At 69.6% G+C, this 16,375-nt stretch carries 19 protein-coding genes; 10 read left to right on the forward strand and 9 right to left on the reverse strand.

Annotation, left to right across the window (positions count from 1 at the left end; translation table 11 throughout):
• Window positions 1-4: 4 nt before the first annotated feature.
• The gene (locus tag HLB44_RS00185; RefSeq protein ID WP_173119400.1) at window positions 5-475 is read right to left on the reverse strand and encodes a hypothetical protein; all 471 of its coding nucleotides are present in this window, start codon (window positions 473-475) and stop codon (window positions 5-7) included.
• 112 nt (window positions 476-587) lie between these two features.
• Window positions 588-1,466, reverse strand: a complete 879-nt coding sequence (locus HLB44_RS00190; protein WP_173119402.1) for a LysR substrate-binding domain-containing protein — start codon at window positions 1,464-1,466, stop codon at window positions 588-590.
• 102 nt (window positions 1,467-1,568) lie between these two features.
• Between HLB44_RS00190 and HLB44_RS00195 the strand changes: the two genes are divergently transcribed.
• From HLB44_RS00195 to HLB44_RS00205, 3 genes are all read left to right on the forward strand, one after another.
• Window positions 1,569-2,750, forward strand: coding sequence for an MFS transporter (locus tag HLB44_RS00195; protein ID WP_173119404.1), 1,182 nt, complete (start codon window positions 1,569-1,571; stop codon window positions 2,748-2,750).
• Between the two features lie 73 nt (window positions 2,751-2,823).
• Window positions 2,824-4,107, forward strand: a complete 1,284-nt coding sequence (locus HLB44_RS00200; protein ID WP_173119406.1) for a pyridoxal phosphate-dependent aminotransferase — start codon at window positions 2,824-2,826, stop codon at window positions 4,105-4,107.
• Between the two features lie 34 nt (window positions 4,108-4,141).
• A complete protein-coding gene (locus HLB44_RS00205) occupies window positions 4,142-5,623 on the forward strand; it encodes a hypothetical protein (RefSeq protein WP_173119408.1) in 1,482 nt (493 codons plus the stop codon).
• Window positions 5,624-5,641: 18 nt separating this feature from the next.
• On the opposite strand, the gene HLB44_RS00210 is transcribed toward HLB44_RS00205, so the two are convergent.
• The 3 genes from HLB44_RS00210 to HLB44_RS00220 all read right to left on the reverse strand — a co-directional run bounded on the left by HLB44_RS00210 (window position 5,642) and on the right by HLB44_RS00220 (window position 7,556).
• Window positions 5,642-6,796: a hypothetical protein gene (locus HLB44_RS00210; protein WP_173119410.1), complete on the reverse strand. Its 1,155-nt coding sequence runs from the start codon at window positions 6,794-6,796 to the stop codon at window positions 5,642-5,644.
• Window positions 6,797-6,798: 2 nt separating this feature from the next.
• Window positions 6,799-7,032, reverse strand: a complete 234-nt coding sequence (locus tag HLB44_RS00215) for a hypothetical protein (RefSeq protein ID WP_173119412.1) — start codon at window positions 7,030-7,032, stop codon at window positions 6,799-6,801.
• A 155-nt stretch (window positions 7,033-7,187) separates the two neighbouring features.
• The gene (locus HLB44_RS00220) at window positions 7,188-7,556 is read right to left on the reverse strand and encodes a hypothetical protein (protein ID WP_173119414.1); all 369 of its coding nucleotides are present in this window, start codon (window positions 7,554-7,556) and stop codon (window positions 7,188-7,190) included.
• Window positions 7,557-7,603: 47 nt separating this feature from the next.
• Between HLB44_RS00220 and HLB44_RS00225 the strand changes: the two genes are divergently transcribed.
• Window positions 7,604-7,987, forward strand: coding sequence for a hypothetical protein (locus HLB44_RS00225; protein WP_173119416.1), 384 nt, complete (start codon window positions 7,604-7,606; stop codon window positions 7,985-7,987).
• 20 nt (window positions 7,988-8,007) lie between these two features.
• Here HLB44_RS00225 and HLB44_RS00230 read toward each other — a convergent pair whose 3' ends face one another.
• Entirely contained in the window at window positions 8,008-9,240 is a 1,233-nt protein-coding gene (locus tag HLB44_RS00230) for a YncE family protein (RefSeq protein WP_173119418.1), read from the reverse strand.
• 211 nt (window positions 9,241-9,451) lie between these two features.
• Window positions 9,452-10,402, reverse strand: a complete 951-nt coding sequence (locus HLB44_RS00235; protein ID WP_173119419.1) for a LysR family transcriptional regulator — start codon at window positions 10,400-10,402, stop codon at window positions 9,452-9,454.
• Window positions 10,403-10,584: 182 nt separating this feature from the next.
• On the opposite strand from HLB44_RS00235, the gene HLB44_RS00240 reads away from it, so the two are divergent.
• The 3 genes from HLB44_RS00240 (at window position 10,585) to HLB44_RS00250 (ending at window position 12,843) form a co-directional block, all read left to right on the forward strand.
• Window positions 10,585-11,244, forward strand: a complete 660-nt coding sequence (locus HLB44_RS00240; protein WP_173119421.1) for a hypothetical protein — start codon at window positions 10,585-10,587, stop codon at window positions 11,242-11,244.
• A 141-nt stretch (window positions 11,245-11,385) separates the two neighbouring features.
• Window positions 11,386-12,288, forward strand: a complete 903-nt coding sequence (locus tag HLB44_RS00245) for a DMT family transporter (RefSeq protein WP_173119423.1) — start codon at window positions 11,386-11,388, stop codon at window positions 12,286-12,288.
• A gap of 75 nt (window positions 12,289-12,363) precedes the next feature.
• Window positions 12,364-12,843 carry a response regulator gene (locus HLB44_RS00250; RefSeq protein ID WP_173119425.1) on the forward strand — a complete coding sequence of 160 codons (480 nt, stop codon included), beginning with the start codon at window positions 12,364-12,366 and terminating at the stop codon, window positions 12,841-12,843.
• Between the two features lie 3 nt (window positions 12,844-12,846).
• On the opposite strand, the gene HLB44_RS00255 is transcribed toward HLB44_RS00250, so the two are convergent.
• Complete coding sequence (locus HLB44_RS00255) at window positions 12,847-13,176, reverse strand: hypothetical protein (RefSeq protein WP_173119427.1); 330 nt, start codon at window positions 13,174-13,176, stop codon at window positions 12,847-12,849.
• A gap of 159 nt (window positions 13,177-13,335) precedes the next feature.
• On the opposite strand from HLB44_RS00255, the gene HLB44_RS00260 reads away from it, so the two are divergent.
• Both HLB44_RS00260 and HLB44_RS00265 read left to right on the forward strand, forming a co-directional pair.
• Window positions 13,336-14,124 carry an acetoacetate decarboxylase family protein gene (locus HLB44_RS00260; RefSeq protein ID WP_173119429.1) on the forward strand — a complete coding sequence of 263 codons (789 nt, stop codon included), beginning with the start codon at window positions 13,336-13,338 and terminating at the stop codon, window positions 14,122-14,124.
• Complete coding sequence (locus HLB44_RS00265; protein WP_173119431.1) at window positions 14,121-14,921, forward strand: helix-turn-helix transcriptional regulator; 801 nt, start codon at window positions 14,121-14,123, stop codon at window positions 14,919-14,921. Before HLB44_RS00260 ends, HLB44_RS00265 begins: the two co-directional genes overlap by 4 nt.
• Here the strand turns inward: HLB44_RS00265 and HLB44_RS00270 are convergent.
• A complete protein-coding gene (locus tag HLB44_RS00270) occupies window positions 14,903-15,244 on the reverse strand; it encodes an antibiotic biosynthesis monooxygenase family protein (RefSeq protein ID WP_173121227.1) in 342 nt (113 codons plus the stop codon). The two genes, HLB44_RS00265 and HLB44_RS00270, sit on opposite strands and share 19 nt — an antisense overlap.
• A gap of 280 nt (window positions 15,245-15,524) precedes the next feature.
• Here HLB44_RS00270 and HLB44_RS00275 point away from each other — a divergent pair, with 280 nt between their 5' ends.
• The gene (locus HLB44_RS00275; protein ID WP_217283490.1) at window positions 15,525-16,328 is read left to right on the forward strand and encodes a class I SAM-dependent methyltransferase; all 804 of its coding nucleotides are present in this window, start codon (window positions 15,525-15,527) and stop codon (window positions 16,326-16,328) included.
• Window positions 16,329-16,375 lie beyond the last annotated feature (47 nt).

The raw sequence follows: 16,375 nt of genomic DNA on the forward strand, positions 1-16,375 counted from the left end.
GCTTTCAGATCCGGGCCACGCCGACGAGGCCGCAGGCCAGTAGCGTCGCGCCGAAGGCGGCCTTGCAGGCCGCACCGGCCTGCACGCGCCGTATCGCCTGCTCGACGAGCCGGCGCGGCGAGCGCCGCGCGCCGCCTTCGCCGCCGCGGCGGAACGCCATCCAGGCGCAGCCGATCGCTGCCGTCACCCACACCGCCGCCGCGCCGATCGACAGCCCGGCGCCGAGCGCGCTGGCCGCCACGGTCGCCACGGCCGCCACCGACAGCCAGCGCGGCCGCGCCGGCCAGTCGCAGTGAAGCTGCCCGGCAAACTGGGCCGCGGCCAGCGCGGCGGCCGCTGGCAGCGCGACCGCCGGGGCAATGGGTGCGAGCACGGCGCATTGCAGCCCCAGCCACAGCGCGGGCGGCCAGGCCTCGACGCGGGACGCCCAACGCAGCGGGCGCGATGGTTGACGGTGATGTGATCGGATCGACAAGCGGCTTCCTCCGTTTGGAAGCCGCCAGCATCGCGGCGCGCCGCGAAGCGGTGTTGAAGGGTGTGAGGCGACGGTGAAGCCGGCGTGTCGCCGGCGCGCGCGCCGAACGCGTTCAGGCGATCGCCGGCCCGCGCAGCCAATCGGTGAACGCCGCGACGCGTGCCGAATCACGCCGCGGCCCGATCGCATAGGCATAGGCGCCGGTGTCGACGCGCTGCGCCTGCACGCAGCGCAAGGCGCCGGTCTCGAGCAGCCCGGCGATGAACAGCTCCGGCAGCACGCACAGCCCCAGCCCCTCGGCCGTGGCCTGGATCGCGAGCACCGTGTTGTCGAACTCCAGCGTCGGCTCCCACGCGTTCACACCCAGGCCGTGGAATGCGGCCCATTGCGGCCACAGGTCCGGCCGCGAACGCGCGCCGATGCGCGGCCAGCGTGCGAGCTGTCGCGCCCCGGGCCGCGCCAAGGCGGCCGCCGGATGCGTGGCGCTGGCCACCAGCACCGAACGCTCGGCCAGGAAGCGCTGCGGGACGAGCCCGCGCAGCTCCGCATGATCGCGGCGGATGAAGACATCGGCGCGCGACGCCGGATCGACATCGCCATCCGTCGTGCCGACCTGCACGTCGATCTGCGGATGGCGCTCGGCGAAGCCGCGCAGGCGCGGGATCAGCCAGTGCATCGCCAGCGTCACGCCGGTCTCGACGCGCACGATCGAGCGGCGCCGCCCGGCAGCGCCCGCGCCGGACAAGGCGTCGGTGATCGCCTCCATCTTGTCGCCCACGCGCTGGTGCAGGCGGCGACCGGCGGCGGTGAGCTGCGTGGCGCCGGGCCCGCGCTCGAACAGCGCCTGGCCGAGGTGCGCTTCGAGCGCCTGGATCTGCCGGCTCACAGCGCCCGGCGTGACGCACAACTGCTGCGCCGCGAGCCGGACGCCGCCGTGCCGCGCGACGGCGCAGAAGACATGCAAGGCGTTCAGCGGCGGCCGTGTCGACATCGCGGGGTGTTGAGCTGAGCTCAACACATCATGGCAGAAATCTCGTTTGCCGCGCCGGGCCGCGCCACCCAGACTGCGGCGCTTTCACCGATCGGTGCTCCGATGCCCTTTCCGCCTTTCGTACCCGCGCTGGCCCTGACCCTGGTGTTGTCGTGGGGGAGCCTCTTCTACGCCTTCGCGCTGATGGCGCGCCCGGTGCAGGCCGAGCTGCAGGCCGGTGCCACGGCCGTGATGGGCGCTTATTCGTTCGGGCTGCTGGTCTGGGGCCTGGCGACCGGCGTCGTCGGCGCCGTGCTGCAGCGCCGCGGTGGCCGCGCGGTGATGGGCGCGGGCTCGCTGCTCGCCGGGCTGGCCTTCATCGGGCTTGGCGAGGTGAATTCGATCGGCGGCCTGTACCTGGCGTGGGGCACGCTCGGCGCGGCGATGGCATTGACCCTGTATGAGCCGGCCTTCGCGGTGATCGTGCAGGCCTGTCCGGGCGAGCGGCGCCGCTTCATCACCGCGCTGACGCTGGCCGGCGGGCTGGCCAGCGCCGTGTTCTGGCCATTGACCGATCAGCTGGTCGCGCAGGTCGGCTGGCGCGCGACCGCGCTGACCTACGGGCTGATGCACCTGGGCATCTGCGCGCCGCTGCATGCGCTGCTGCTGCCGCGCGCGGCCACGGTGCCCGCGGCGCCTCCGCCGACCGCGGCGCAGGCCGCCGCCCTGCCCCGCCCCCGCGCGCTGCTGCTGCTCGGCATCGCCTTCGCCGCCAACGGATTCGTCACCGCAGCCCTCGCGGTGCACGTGATCCCGCTGCTCGAGTCGCGCGGCGTCGCGCCGGGCGCGGCGGTTGCGCTGGCCACCTGCATCGGCCCGATGCAGGTGGCAGGACGCACGCTGGAGTTCATCTCCGGCGGCGCGCTCGATGCGCGCCGCCTCGGGCTGATCACGCTGGCGCTGATCATGCTGGCGCTGTCCGCGCTGTGGCTCGCCGCGTGGGCGCCGCTGCTGTGCGGCGTATTCGTCATCAGCTACGGCGCCGGTCTCGGGCTGATGACCATCGTGCGCGCGACGACGCCGCTGGCCCTGTTCGGCCCCGCGCGTTATGCCGCGCTGAGCGGCACGCTGGGCATGCCCGCGTTGCTGGCGCGCGCCGCCGGCCCGATCGGCGCGACCTGGCTGCTCGACCGGCTGAGCGGCCCCGGCGCGCTGCTGCTGGCCCTGCTGGCGATCGCCGCCTGCGCGGCCGGCGCATTCGCGCAGGCATGGGCCGCCGGCGAATCCATCGATAAGCAATCCTGACGCTTGATTCATCAAAGGTAATCACCGCTCGCCTAGACTCCGCCCCCATCGTCAGTCAGCCATGGGAGCGTGCATGTTCGACGGATACCTCAGGACGGTGGAAACATCGCAGACGCTGTTGCTCAACGAGCAATCGCGCCAGCTCGAAACCTCCGGCACGGAAGTCTTCAAGTTCGGCTTCGGGCAGTCGCCGTTCCCGCCGCTGCCGGCGGCTGTCGAAGCGCTGCGCGCACACGCCGCGGCCAAGGACTACACGCCGGTGCAAGGCCTGCCCGAGCTGCGCGAGCGGGTCGCCGAATTCCATCGCGCCGCCGAGGGCATCGACGTCGGCGCCGAGCAGGTGCTGATCGCACCGGGCTCCAAGCTCCTGTTGTATGCGGTGATGGCGGCCTTCCAGCGCGCCGACGTGCTGATCCCCGCCCCTGCGTGGGTCTCGTACGCGCCGCAGGCGAAGCTGCTCGGCCACGCGGCGATCCGCGTGGCCACCGATGTCGAGCGGCGCTGGCGCGTGACGCCGGCGGCGCTGGAGCAGACGCTCGCAGCGAAGGCCGATGGCGCCGTGCCGAGCGTGCTGGTGCTGAACCACCCGGGCAATCCGGACGGCCTGTCGTACAGCGCCGACGAGCTGCAGGCACTCGCCATCGTGCTGCGCCGCCACCGCGTCCTGGTGATCTCCGACGAGATCTACGGCCTCCTGAACCACGCCGGCGCGCACGTCTCGCTGGCGCGCCACTACCCCGAGGCGACGATCGTCACCGGCGGCCTGTCGAAATGGTGCGGCGCCGGCGGCTGGCGGCTCGGCATCGCGCTGCTGCCGCGTTCTTTGGGAGATAGCTTCAAGCACACGCTGCTCGGCATCGCCTCCGAAACCTATTCGTGCGCCCCGCTGCCGGTGCAGCGCGCCGCCATCGCCGCCTACCAATGGAACGCCGAGACGCAGGACTACCTGGCGCACCAGCGCCGGCTGCTGGCGACGCTGGGCACCTGGTGCGCCGACGAGCTGCGCGCGAGCGGCCTGCGCATCCACGCGCCCGAAGGCGGCTTCTACCTGTTCCCCGATTTCACGCCGCACGCTGCCGCATTGCACCGCGCCGGCATCACCAGCGCGCAGCAGCTGTGCGCACGGCTGCTGGGCGACACCGGCGTTGCGCTGCTGCCGGGCGACGCCTTCGGCCTGCCGTCGCAGCAGCTGTGCGCGCGCCTGGCGTATGTCGAATTCGATGGTGCCGCGGCGCTGCAGGCCTCGCGCGAGATCGGCCTGCAGCGGCGCCTCTCCGCCGACGAGCAGGCGCTGTTGTTCGCCAAGACCCAGCGCGGCATTCACCAGCTCAAGCGCTGGCTCGCCGCCTTCCAGTGATCCGATCACAACGACTCATCAGGGAAACCGACTCATGAACATCGACACGATGGATGACCTGCCCGAGACCGCGCTGGCCGACGTCAAGCCGGCACGCGGTCGCTTCAACAACAACAACGTGATTCCGCTGCTGGAGAGCTTCTATCCGCCGCAGCAGATCCAGGTGATGCGCGAGCACGGCGTCGACCAGCGCATGATGTTCGGCATCAATCCGTACTACATGGCGCTGGTCAAGGGCGACGAGTACCGCGATGCCGAGGGCACGCTTCTGCTGCCGGCGATGCCGCCGAGCCGGCCGCTCGAAGCGCTGGTGGTGCCGATCCTCGCCGAGGCCGCCGACATGAGCGGCGAGAAAGACCCGTCGAACCAGATCCGCTACAGCCCGGACAGCCTGAAGGGCAAGATCCTGCACAAGTACGACGAGATCGTGCTCGGCTACAGCGCGCTGGCCTGCTCGGCGCACTGCCGCTACTGCTACCGGCTGGACATCTTCAACGGCTCGACCGGCAAGGGCCTGATCAAGCCCGACGAGCTGAAGGCCTACATCGTCGACTACAACACGCGGCTCGCGGCCAGCGGCGGCGTCGATCCGGCCACGGGCGTTGCGCGTTATCCGATTCGCGAGGTGCTGCTGTCCGGCGGCGACCCGATGGTGCTGTCGAACAAGAACGTCTACCGCTACCTGGCCGCCGCGGCCGAGGCCGGCGTGCACCTGGTGCGCATCGGCACCAAGGAAATGGCCTTCCGGCCGCAGCGCTTCGATGCCAATTTCGGCGTGATGCTGGAGTACTTCCACCGCCAGTACCCGGACGTGCACGTCAACCTCGTCGTGCACTTCACGCATGCCGACGAGATGCTTGAGCGCGATGCCGACAACCACTACGTGCGCAATGAGCAGGGCTACTACCGCTGGCTGCCCGCGGTGCGCCGCGCACTCGACGAAGTGCAGCGCTTCGGCTTCGTCACGCTGGAGAACCAGACGCCGGTGATCGCGCGCGTCAACGACGACGCGCAGGCCTTGCGCATCCTGCAGGAAGAGCTGCGCCGCAACGGCATCAAGCCGAAGTACCTGTTCCAGTGCCGCGAGATCGAAGGCCACGCCGCGTTCGCTGTTCCCGTCGAGCGCGCCTGGGCGCTGCACAACGAGTCGCAGCGCGGCCTGTCCGACACCGCGCGCTCGCGCTTCACGATGTCCACCGAATGGGGCAAGCTCGAAGTGGTGTCGGTGATCGACGGCCCGCAGCGCGACGGCGACAGCGTCTACGCGCCCGACATCGCCAGCGTCTTCGCCGACGGGCTGGTGGTCATGAAGATGCACCGCTCGCCCGCCGGCGCGACACAGCAGGGTGACCTGATCATCGCGCGGCGCAATCCGCAGGCGCTGTGGCTGTCGGGCTACGAGGACCGCATCGTCTACGACGGGCGCAAGGACGTGGCCGACAAGTTCAAGCGTTATGTGCTGGCCGAGCAGGCCGGTGCTGGGGTGGTGGATCGCCGGCGGGCCGTGCCGGCCTGAGTGAGCGCTGACGCCAGGCTAGTACACCGGCCCGTCCATCCGCTCCTTCTTGACAAGGATCGTGCGATTGAACGAGTTCAACATCAGGTGCTCGTCGAACTCGACCTTGCGGCCGTCGGGGAACTGCACGAAGCCGTCGCAGACGCAGATCTGGTAGCAGTACATGCGAACGCCGGCGTCGCAGTTCCAGTATTCATACGCGCGGCCGTGGCAGCGGATGTCGAGGTCGACGAGACATTCGTCCGAGCTCATGGACAGGCGCCAGCGCACCGGCAGGTGGTAGCCGCTGCGCGGGTCTTCCCAGTACGCCAGGTTGTGATAGCTGATGGAGCCCTTGCCGGCGGCCGGGTTGAACTTGATCTCGCGGTTGCCGACATACACCGTGCCGATGTCGACGATGCCGGGGCGAAAGAAATTGATGCCGATGTCGCCGTCCTTGTCGGCCTTGGTGGCGTACAGCCACCACATCACGCGCGGCGCCGGCAGGTTGCGGATCGGGTCGGCCGCCTGGCCGACCAGGATGTGCTCGCGCACGCCCTGCCCGTTCTCGATCACGAAGGTCCTGTCGCCCGCCTTGATGCTGCCGTTGACGCGGGCAAAGACGTCGTAGCCGCCACGCTGGGTCTGCGCCGCCGATTCGAACGAGCCCCAGTTCCACAGCGGCTTGCCCATCTGGCTGTAGGCCAGGTCGAGCTCCAGCCCGGCGATGCTGCCGCCGGCGTGCCATGAAGGCGGTTGCGTCTGCGGCCGAGAGATGAACTGCTGCTGCTCGAACTGCCACAGCACGCGGTCGCTGCCGCGCTCGAACTTGACGTCATCCCAGGCCAGGCGCTCGGTGCGGTGCCAGCCGCTGCGAACGAAGTGGTTGTCGCTCATCGTGCCGCGCTGCGACTTCGGCACGGCGATGAACATGATGTCGTGTTCCGCGGCCTGCTTGTCGATCCAGACCCCACGCCCGTTGCCCTTGAGCAGGTACCCCGCGCTCCACATCAGCAGGTCGTGGTCACCACACTCTGCCACCAGGCCGAAGGCCGTCTCTTCCCACAGGTCGGTCTTGTCGTGGGCCAGCAAGCCGTAGCGGGGCATCTCGTCGTCGAGCGTGACCGCCGGCGTATGCGCCTCGGCGTGGGTGGCGACGTACTGCCTGTCGTAGCTGTCGTGGTCGGTGCTCACGTCTAGCGCCAGGGCCTGAACAGCGCTTCCCAGGCATCGACGGGAGCGGGCATGTGCTCGGGCACCTGGTGCTCCGCAGGATGTTGATCGGGCGCGTTCATCAGCAGCGCGCCTGGCGTGTCCGCACCAGCGGCAGCGCCGACGGCTGGCGTCGCGGCGATGATGACCCCGCTGACCGACAGACAAAGCCCCGCACCGCCCAGAAAGCCCACGACCAACCCGTGTCGAACGACCATGGCTGTCTCCTCATTCCTGACGCTCGGCGTCGCGAAACAACGATCACCTAGTTATCTAGGTTAGATTATTTGGAGAGCAACAACATCATGGTTTGCCCGCACCGCCGCGACCATCCTGGAAGGAGAACGAGCGCATCCTCGCCTCGTGCGCCCGGCTACCGCTGCAAGGCGTCCTTCTTCATCTGATCGATCAGCGTCTGGACGAGGACGCCCGCCGGGGTGCTGAAGTCCGAGAACCGGGAGGCCTTGGGCTGCATGTGCAGCGTCGCCGACCACAACACCGTGCTGCGGTCCGCCGAGACGAGCCGCGCCGCCACGAAGAACGCAAAGCACGCGCCCGGGCAATCCATCGTCGCGCCGACCGGCTTGATCGTCAGCACCGGATCGGCAGCACCGGCCGGCAGCACGGCAGCCAACTCAGCCGGCGTCGCCAGATTCGAGGTGGTCAACACCGGCGCACCGGACAGCACGAGCCCCGACGCCTTCAGTGCCGGTGGCAACTGCTTCAGCACCTCGTCGGCCATCGCGCGCATCCTTCGTCAGGCTGTCGGGCGAGGCACCGACTGGAATCATGCCGACTGAGCCTAGAGCGCTGCCGACGCCGGGATTCGCTTTGCTGGGATTCATTGGCGCGGCGATGACGACGAGCGCCGCCGCCGGCACGCTGCCGGCCAATGCCGGGCTGCGCTGCGCGGACAGCACCCGCGTGGCGCAGCCGGTAGACAGCACGATCAGTGCGGCGGCCAGCGGCCAGCGCACGAGTCTGAAAGAGGTCCCAACATGGTCGAAAGTCCTATCGTTCCCGCGCCGCTTCCTGCGCGACCTTGCGCACCGGCGACAGCAGGTATTCCATCACCGTGCGCTCGCCTTGGTGGATCTCGGCGGCCATCAGCATGCCGGCGTTCAGCGCCAGGCGTTCACCGGGCGACAGTCAGTTGAACGGATTGAGACATAGTTCTCGGCCCCTAGTGGCCATTAGTCTTTGGTCGATATGTGATAGATGTACACGCCGAACTCGGTGGCAATCACAAATCGCCTGCTCGAGGGGTCAAACGCGCCTTGGTAGGGCCGGCGCTGTTTGGTGACGTACACCAGCCGCCAGTCGCGCGTGTCCCACATGTAGATGCGGCCTGGGTCTTCTCCCTGACTCACAGGCGCTGTTCCAAGAAGCCAACGCCCATCTGGCGAAAACGTCAAGTAGGTGGGCTGTGGGCCTTCCGGGAGTGGCAGTCGACGCTCCTCGGAACACGTAGAGTTCCGATATAACGTGACGTATGGCAAGGAGCTCGTCGCAACCGCCGAAAGCGCTCCGTCGGCTGTAAGAGCGGGGCGCACGGTTGAGACGTCGCGATTGCCTTGCAGATCCCCACCGAGTTGAATGACGCAGCGCTGCAGCGCGGTTCGACTATCGACGACCCACAGTTGGTGGGCAATGCGCTGGTCCACGTAGCGAACTGCCCACCCGACCGCGAGGATCGCTTTGTCGATCGCGATGGCTGATCCGTTCCTGAACTGATAGTGGGCACCGTCATCCGGGAAGCGCCAGGTCCAATGTTGCTTTCCGTCCGACAGCCGCGTGGCCTGAATTGACTTCGTAGAGCGACTGGGATCCGAGCTCGTTGCGCCAAAGGCGACCACAAACTCGTGCCCGGACTGCTCAACAAGTGACGCGCTGACACCATGAAAGTCCAGAGTCTGTTGCTTGTGTACTGAACTAACGGAACCCGTTGGCTGGGCGGCGATCGTTTCGATCGACCTGCCCCGTGCTATTGTGAGACGAGGGGACGTGGACGACCACATGAGATCTTCCCGGTCACCTCCTGGCAATTCGGCGGTGAACTCAACCTGGGCCCCGGTTTCCGGGTCGACGATGTATCGACTCTTCGCTGCAGCTTCAGACACCGCTATCAACCCGGAGGTTTTGCTCCATGCTGCGCTCGTGTATTCTGGCACGAGCGTTCGTGACGACCGAATCCCCAATTTCTGAGTCAGCGTTACGGCCGTCGCCCCCTTGGTACCTTCGTTGGCCGACGCGCAGTGCAGGATAGTGAGGCAAGCGAGCCCGATGACTCGCGGGATTCGAGGCGTCATGCGGATGAGCGGCGCCAGCATGCCGATTGTGGCCAGGATTGAACCGAATCCAGATCCGGCAAACGAGACGGTAGCGCAGGAATGAGTTGCGTCGAGATGTGTTGATTTGGCAATCATGTCAAGCCCATCATGGCTGTGCAGAGCGTTCGGCGAGGGCAAAGCTGCCTAATTGAATTTCGCAGCTCGAGCGGCAGCATTCGGATCGATGGCGTGGACACGCGGAACCTGAGCACGAACGATGGTCGTGCGCGCCGAGACGCAGCTTGACGTCCCAATGCTTCGGATCGGCGCGAAGGTCTGACGGCGCCATCGTCTCGATCCGCCGGCTTCACACCCGGCGCCCTTTGGCCCCCGCCGGCAGCAACCGCGCCATGTACCCCGGCGCTTCGGCCTTCAGGAACTCCCGGAACGCCGCCGCCGCCGGGCTCAGGCGCCGACCGCTGCGGTACAGCACGTACCAGTCGCGCACGACAGGCAGCCCCTGCAGGTCGAGCAGCGCCAAGTGGCCGGTCTGGTGCTCCAGCAGCACCGTGTGCAGCGAGATGAAGGCCAGGCCCATGCCGGCCATCACCTCCTGCTTGATCGACTCGTTGCTGGTCATCTCGCGCGCCAGCGGCGGATCGAGGCCGTGGGCGGCGAAGTACTGCTCCATCGCGTGGCGCGTGCCGGAGCCGGCCTCGCGGGCGATGAAGGCCTCGCGCGCCACCTTCTTCGGTTGGACGCGTCTTTTGCCGGCCAGCGGGTGGTCGGGCGCGGCGATCACGCCGTGCGGGTGCTTGGCGAAAGGCTCGGCCTGCAGCGCCAGGTGCGTCGGCGGCCGGCCCATGATCGCCAGGTCGACCTGGTTGCCGTCGAGCCGGCCGATGACGCCCTCGCGGTGCTCGATCGAGACGTCGAGTTCGATCTGCGGGTGGGCCTGGCGGAACTGCGCGATCAGGCGCGGCATGAAGTAGCGCGTCGTCGTCACCAGCGCGATGCGCAGCCGGCCGCGGTGCAGGCCCTGCAGCGCATCGATCGCCTCGCCGGCGTCGCGCAGGGTCTCGGCCAGCCGCTCGGCAAACGGTACCAGCGTCTGCCCGGCCTGCGTCAGCGCGAGGTTGCGGCCGCGCTTCTCGAACAGCGGCAGGCCGACGCTTTCGGCCAGCTGGCTCATCTGCATCGACACCGCCGGCTGCGTCAGGTGCAGCAGCTGCGCGGCGCGCACGAAGCTCTCGTGCTCGGCGGCGACGAGGAAGATCTGCCACTGGCGCAGCGTGGCGTGGCGCAGGGTGTCGGGCATGGCGGCGGAGCTCAGAAGAGGGCCGCATCGTAGGCGACGGCGGCCGGCTTCCGATCCCGGCGCCGCGAAGCGCGAGCGCAAAGTTTGCGGCAAGGTCTGCCGAGATCGAAGGCACCCATGTTGCTCTGCAGCAATGCGCCGCGAACCAGCGGCGCTTGCCTTCAGTTCTCAGGAGATTCCAGATGCAACAGGGAAGCTTTTTCCAATCCGGGTCGGGCCGGCAAACCCCCGTTCAGGTCACCACGTTTGCGCTGCGCAGCCTCGGCCAGCTCTACGACATGAACCTCGCCGCGACGCGCGTACTGCTGCAGACGCAGGCACGCGCAGCCTCCGCCTTCGGCTGGCCCGATCTGTCGGGCGTCTTCGACCAGGTCGACGAACGGGCGCGCAGTGCCTTCGCGACCGGCGCCGAGCAGATCGCGCAGACGGCCCAACGCGCCAATGAAGCGGCCGCCGAGCTGCAGCGCCAGGTCGGCCGCGTCGTCGAGACGCAGGCGGTGACGATGACCGAACGCCTGCAGCAGGGCCTGCAGGAGCTCGGCTCGCAGACCAGCGAAGGCCTGCAGCAGCTGTGCGAAACCGCGCGTGCCCAGGCCGATGAGGCCGAACGCGTCTCGAAGGCGATCAGCCAGGAGCTGCGCGACACGCTGCGCGAAGGCGGCCAGCAGGCTCGCAGCGCGATCCGTGAAGGCGGCGAGCGGCTCGGCGAGACGCTGCGCCAGGGCGGCCAGCAGACGACCGATGCGCTGCGCCAGGGTGGCCAGGAAGCCCGCGACGCAGCGCAGCGCGGCCCGGACGACGCGGGTCGGCCGCCGGCGCGCCCGGCCAAGACACCGGCCTGATGCGGTGCTGACGCGCGAATGACGCGTCCCGAAAGCGCATCGATGCGGTGATCGGCAGATTCGGATCGATGCGCTGCAGCGCCCGGCCCCGTGCGGCCGGCGCGCTGCTGCCCTCGGCCAGCGCCGCCCCAGAATGGGCACATGCTCCACGCCCGCCAGCTCTGGGTTCTCACCCTCCTGACACTCTTCTGGGGCCTCAACTGGCCGATCATGAAACTCGCCGTCGGCGAGATGGCGCCGCTGACGTTTCGTGCGCTGTCGCTGCTGCTCGGCCTGCCCTGCCTGGCACTCGCGCTGCTGCTGCTGAAGGTGCCGTTGCGGATGCCGCGGCACGAGTGGGCGCAGGCGCTGCGGCTGGCGGTGACCAACATGATGACCTGGCACGTGCTGCTGATCCTCGCGCTGCCGCACGTCAGCTCGGGGCGCGCGGCGATCCTCGGCTACACGATGCCGGTGTTCGCGGCCTTGTGGGGCCGCACGCTGTACGGCGACCGGCTGAGCACGCGCCAGCTCGCCGGCATCGTCGCCGCCGGCGGCGCGGTGCTGCTGCTGCTGTGGCATGAGCTGAGCCGGCTGAGCGGCGCGCCGCTGGCGGCGGGGGCCATCCTCGTCGCCGCGCTGGTCTGGGGCCTGGGCACGCAGCAGCTGCGGCGCGCGCACTTCAGCGTCGCGACGCTGACGATCGCCTTCTGGATGACGGCGGCGACGACCGTCGTGCTGTGCGTGCTGGCCGTGGCCTTCGAAGCGCCTCGCTGGCAATGGCCGCTGAGCTCGACCGCGCTGTGGGCCATCGCCTACAACGGCGTGCTGGTCTTCGGCTACTCGCAGGCCGCCTGGTTCTATCTGGCGCGCACGTTGACGCCGGTGGCTTCGAGCACCAGCGTGATGCTGATTCCGGTGCTCGGCATCGGCTCCGGCGCGCTCTGGCTCGGCGAGCAGCTGCATTGGCAGGACGGCGCGGCGGTGGCGCTGATCCTGGCGGCGATCGCGCTGGTGCTGCTGCCGCCGCGGCCGGCCTCATCGACGAATTCGATGAGGGCATAGAAATCGAATCCGTTGGCGTGCCCGCCGGCCAGGCCGTACAACGGGTGACAGCAGCCATCGTCATCGGGGTACGTCATGAAGCTCCCGCACGCTCAACGGTCCGGTCCTTCGGGCGACGTCGCCGAGCGGCTGGTGCTGCTGGCCGACGCCGACGACAACAACGCCCTGTACGAGACCGCGGCGCTCGAGATGCTGGGCTACGACGTCGTGCGCGTGCGCGACGGCGGCACCGCGGTGGCGCTGGTGATGACGGGGCTCTTCGACCTGGTGATGATGGAGCTGCGCATGCCGCTGCTGAACGGCGCCGACGCCACCCGCGCGATCCGCCGCTTCGAAGCCTCGGCGCGGCGGATCCCGACGCCGATCGTCGCGCTGACCGCCTCGGTGATGCCGCACGAGCAAGTGCACTGCACCGAAGCCGGCATGGACGACGTGCTGCCCAAGCCCTTCACCCTGCCCGACCTGCGGCGCACCGTCGACCGCTGGCAGGGCACGCAAGCGGTCTGCCGCTGCCGCACGCTGTCGGCCAAGGCCTGCTCCCCGGGCATGACGTAAGCCCTAGAACGGCAGCCGCAGCCCCACCCAGGCCACCAGGATCACCGAGTTGATCGGCACGCTGAGCACGCTGGGCAGGAAGAACAGCAGCGACACCGGCGCGCCGAGCGCCAGCTCGACCAGGCTGCCGATCGCCCAGCCGGCCAGGCCGACCACCGCCCAGCGCCGCATGTAGGTCGGCAGCCAGCGCGCTGCCGCCCGGTTGTGCCGCAGTGCAGCAGCGCGCTCCAGCAGGTCGCGCACGCCGGCATCGCGGAACAGCCACGCGAAGAAGAAGTAGCGGTACAGCAGCGTGCGGAACGGCAGCGGCGGGGCGGCGAGCAGGGGCTCCATGTCGCGTGTCTCCAGCGGCGAGAACCTGGGAGCAATCGTCACACCTGGCGCGCCGTCGCGCAAGCCACGTGCCGCCGCCGCCGCGCGCGCCGGCTGAAATGAACCTTCCACATCACTGGCGTTCAAGACCAGGCGGCTCCGCCGCGCGATGCTGCGGCCATGTTGCGTGCCTTCACCCCACCCTTCACGGCCTCCGGCCGCTCGTCGCTGGTCGCGCCGCCGCCGTGGCATTACGCCGGCTGGCTGCTGAACGTCGAATTCGATTGCGACCCGACGCACGGCGCCGCGCTGGTGCCGCCGGCGCTCGGCCGGCCGACCGGTCGCGGCTGTCTGCACTTCGCGCACTGGCAGGCCTGCGGCAACGGCGGCGCCGAGCTGCTCGATCCGATCTACGCGCAATACCGCGAGACCATCGTCGTGCTCGAGCTCGCGCGCGACGGCGGGCCGCCGGCCGGCTACTGCCCGTTCATCTGGGTCGATCAGGACATCTCGCTGCTGCGCGGCTGGCTGCAGGGCTGGCCGAAGAAGATGGGCAGCACCTGGCTGACGCTGAGCCTGCCGCTCGAGCACCCGGCCGCGGCGCCGTTGCGCGCCGGCACGCGCCTGGGTGCCAGCCTGAGCGTCAAGGACCGCCGGCTGGTCGAGGCGCGGCTGACGCTGACCGGCGCGCCCGGCGAGCGGCTCGGCTTCCTGGCCCGGCCGACGATCGGCGCCGTCGGCTGGGCCGACCTGACGCAGCCGCAGGACTGTCCGCAGCCGCAGTTCGTGCGCGCCGACATCGCCGACGTGGTCGCGCCGCAATGGTGGGCGGCTGAAGGCCAGATCACGAGCTTCGCGCATCCGGTCGAGGAGCTGGAGCTGCTCGGCGAGCTGCGCGCCACGCGGGCCAGCGCCGGTTGGGCCGGGCTGACGGTGCGCGGTGCGCTGGGTTTAAGCTCGGCGCGGTGAATCCCAGCGCAGCCGCCTCGCACCTGACCCGCTGGCCGCTGCCCGGCGGCCAGGCGCTGGAAGTGCTGGTCAGCAGCGAGCCCGAGCGCCGTTTTGCGCCGCACTGGCACGCCGAATGGAGCATCGGGGCAGTGCTCGAAGGCCGCTGCCGCTTCGCCTGCGCCGGCCGCGCGCAGGTCGCCGAGGCCGGCGACCTGGTCGTGATGCCGCCCTTCGCACTGCACACCGCCGGTGTCGGCGCGCAGGCATTCCGGATGGCGATGGTCTATGCGCCGCACGACTGGCTGGCCGATCGGCTCGGCTGGCCGCGCGACCGGGCACCCGGCATCGCCACCGTGACGCACGACGCCGCCGCGGCCGCGGCCCTGGGCGATGCTGCGCAGCACGCCGCAGCGCAGCCGCTGATCGAGGTGGTCCTCGCGACTGTCGGACGCCTGGCCGGCGCTCCGTCGGCCGCATGGCAGCCGCCCGCCGTGACGCACGACGCTCGCATCGAGCAGCTGTGCCGCGTGCTGCAGGCGGCCGACGACGCCGGGACCATCGACCTGCGCGTGCTGGCCGCGCAGGTGGGCGTCTCGCGCGAGCACCTGCACCGCCTGTTCCGCAGCGCGCTCGGGCTGTCGCCGCTGGCCTATGCGCGGCTGGCGCGGATCGCGCGCGCGAAGACGCTGCTCGGCGAGGGCCACGCCGCCGCCAGCGTCGCGGCCGACTGCGGTTTCGCCGACCAGGCGCACTTCTCGCGCTGGTTCCGGCGCTGCTTCGGCGTCACGCCGTCGCGTTATCTCGCCGGCGCCTGAGCCGCGGGCACCGCCAGCCGATCGCCGAGCTTCGAATCGCCGTAGGTCCGGATCACTTCGGAGATCACCACCTGGTATCCGTCGAGCCAGTGGTCCTGGCGCGCCTTCGCCTGCAGGTGCAGGGGATGCTTCACCAGCGACTGCAGCGCCTCCAGCGATTCCCAGTAGTAGACGTTCGAGACCAGCCCGAGCGCCGTGTTCTCCCAGGTCTCTTCACCGAGATAACCCGGAATCGCCTTGGCCATCGCCGCGATCTGCTGATCGAGGCGATGGAAGGCATCGTCGAACTGCTTCGTGGCGAAGATGAAGGTGGACGAGTACATGGCGACGCTTCGCGGTTCGGGAAAAAGGGCGGCGATTATTGACGAGAACCAACGCAGCGCCATCAGCAGCACGCCGGTGACCGCCAGCGCCGCGGTCCAGACCCGGCCGGGCGCCGCGCCGCTCAGCACGCGCGGGTACCGGGCCACGCCGCGGCACACGCCGTTGGCGATGACGCCGGTCGGGACCAACATCGCCGCGGGGTGCCGCCGTCGCGGGGGCGACAATCGCCGCGTTCGCCGCGCGCTTGTCACGGCGCAGCGATTGATGGACAGTGACGCCATGGCACAGAGCGCGGGTTCGGACAAGTGGCACAGCGGTGACGCCTACGAGCGCTACATGGGCCGTTGGAGCCGGCAGCTCGCGCCGCGCTTCCTGCACTGGCTGCAAGAGCCCCCCGGGCGCCGCTGGCTCGACGTCGGCTGCGGCACCGGGGCGCTCAGCGCGGCGATCCTGGACTCGTGCGCACCCCGGTCCGTCATCGGCGTGGATCCGTCCGAAGGTTTCCTGGTCACCGCGAAGGACCGGCTCGGCACCGCCGTGGCCTTGCACCGGGCCGCGGCCAGCGAGCTGCCGCTGCCGGACGCTGCGGTCGACGTGGCCGTCTCGGGCCTGGTGCTGAACTTCGTGCCCGACGCGCCCGCAGCGCTGCGCGAGATGGCGCGCGTGACGGTGGACGGTGGCCGGGTCGCCGTCTACGTCTGGGACTACGCGGAGAAGATGGACCTGATCCGCCTCTACTGGAACGCCGCGGCACAGCTCGATCCGGCGAGCCAGGGCCAGGACCAGGGCGAGCGATTTCCGCTGTGCCGCCCCGATGCACTGGCGGCCGCCTTCTCGAGCGCGGGCCTGCGCGAGGTGGCGGGTTCGGCCATCGACCTGCCGATGCACTTCACGGACTTCGACGACTACTGGCGCCCGTTCCTCGGTGGCCAGGGACCCGCGCCGGCCCACGCCATGAGTCTGGACGAGGCCTCGCGCGAGCGCCTGCGTTCGTTGATTCGCGAGCGCATGCCGATGCAGCCCGACGGCACGATTCATCTCGCTGCGCGCGCATGGGCCGCACGCGGCGTGGTGGCCAGGTAGGCACCTGCTGAAACCGTCGTGACCTTGGGGATCGCCCCTGCCGCGCG

The sequence above is a fragment of the Pseudaquabacterium terrae genome, from assembly GCF_013266755.1.
Taxonomy (GTDB): Bacteria; Pseudomonadota; Gammaproteobacteria; order Burkholderiales; family Burkholderiaceae_C; genus Pseudaquabacterium; species Pseudaquabacterium terrae.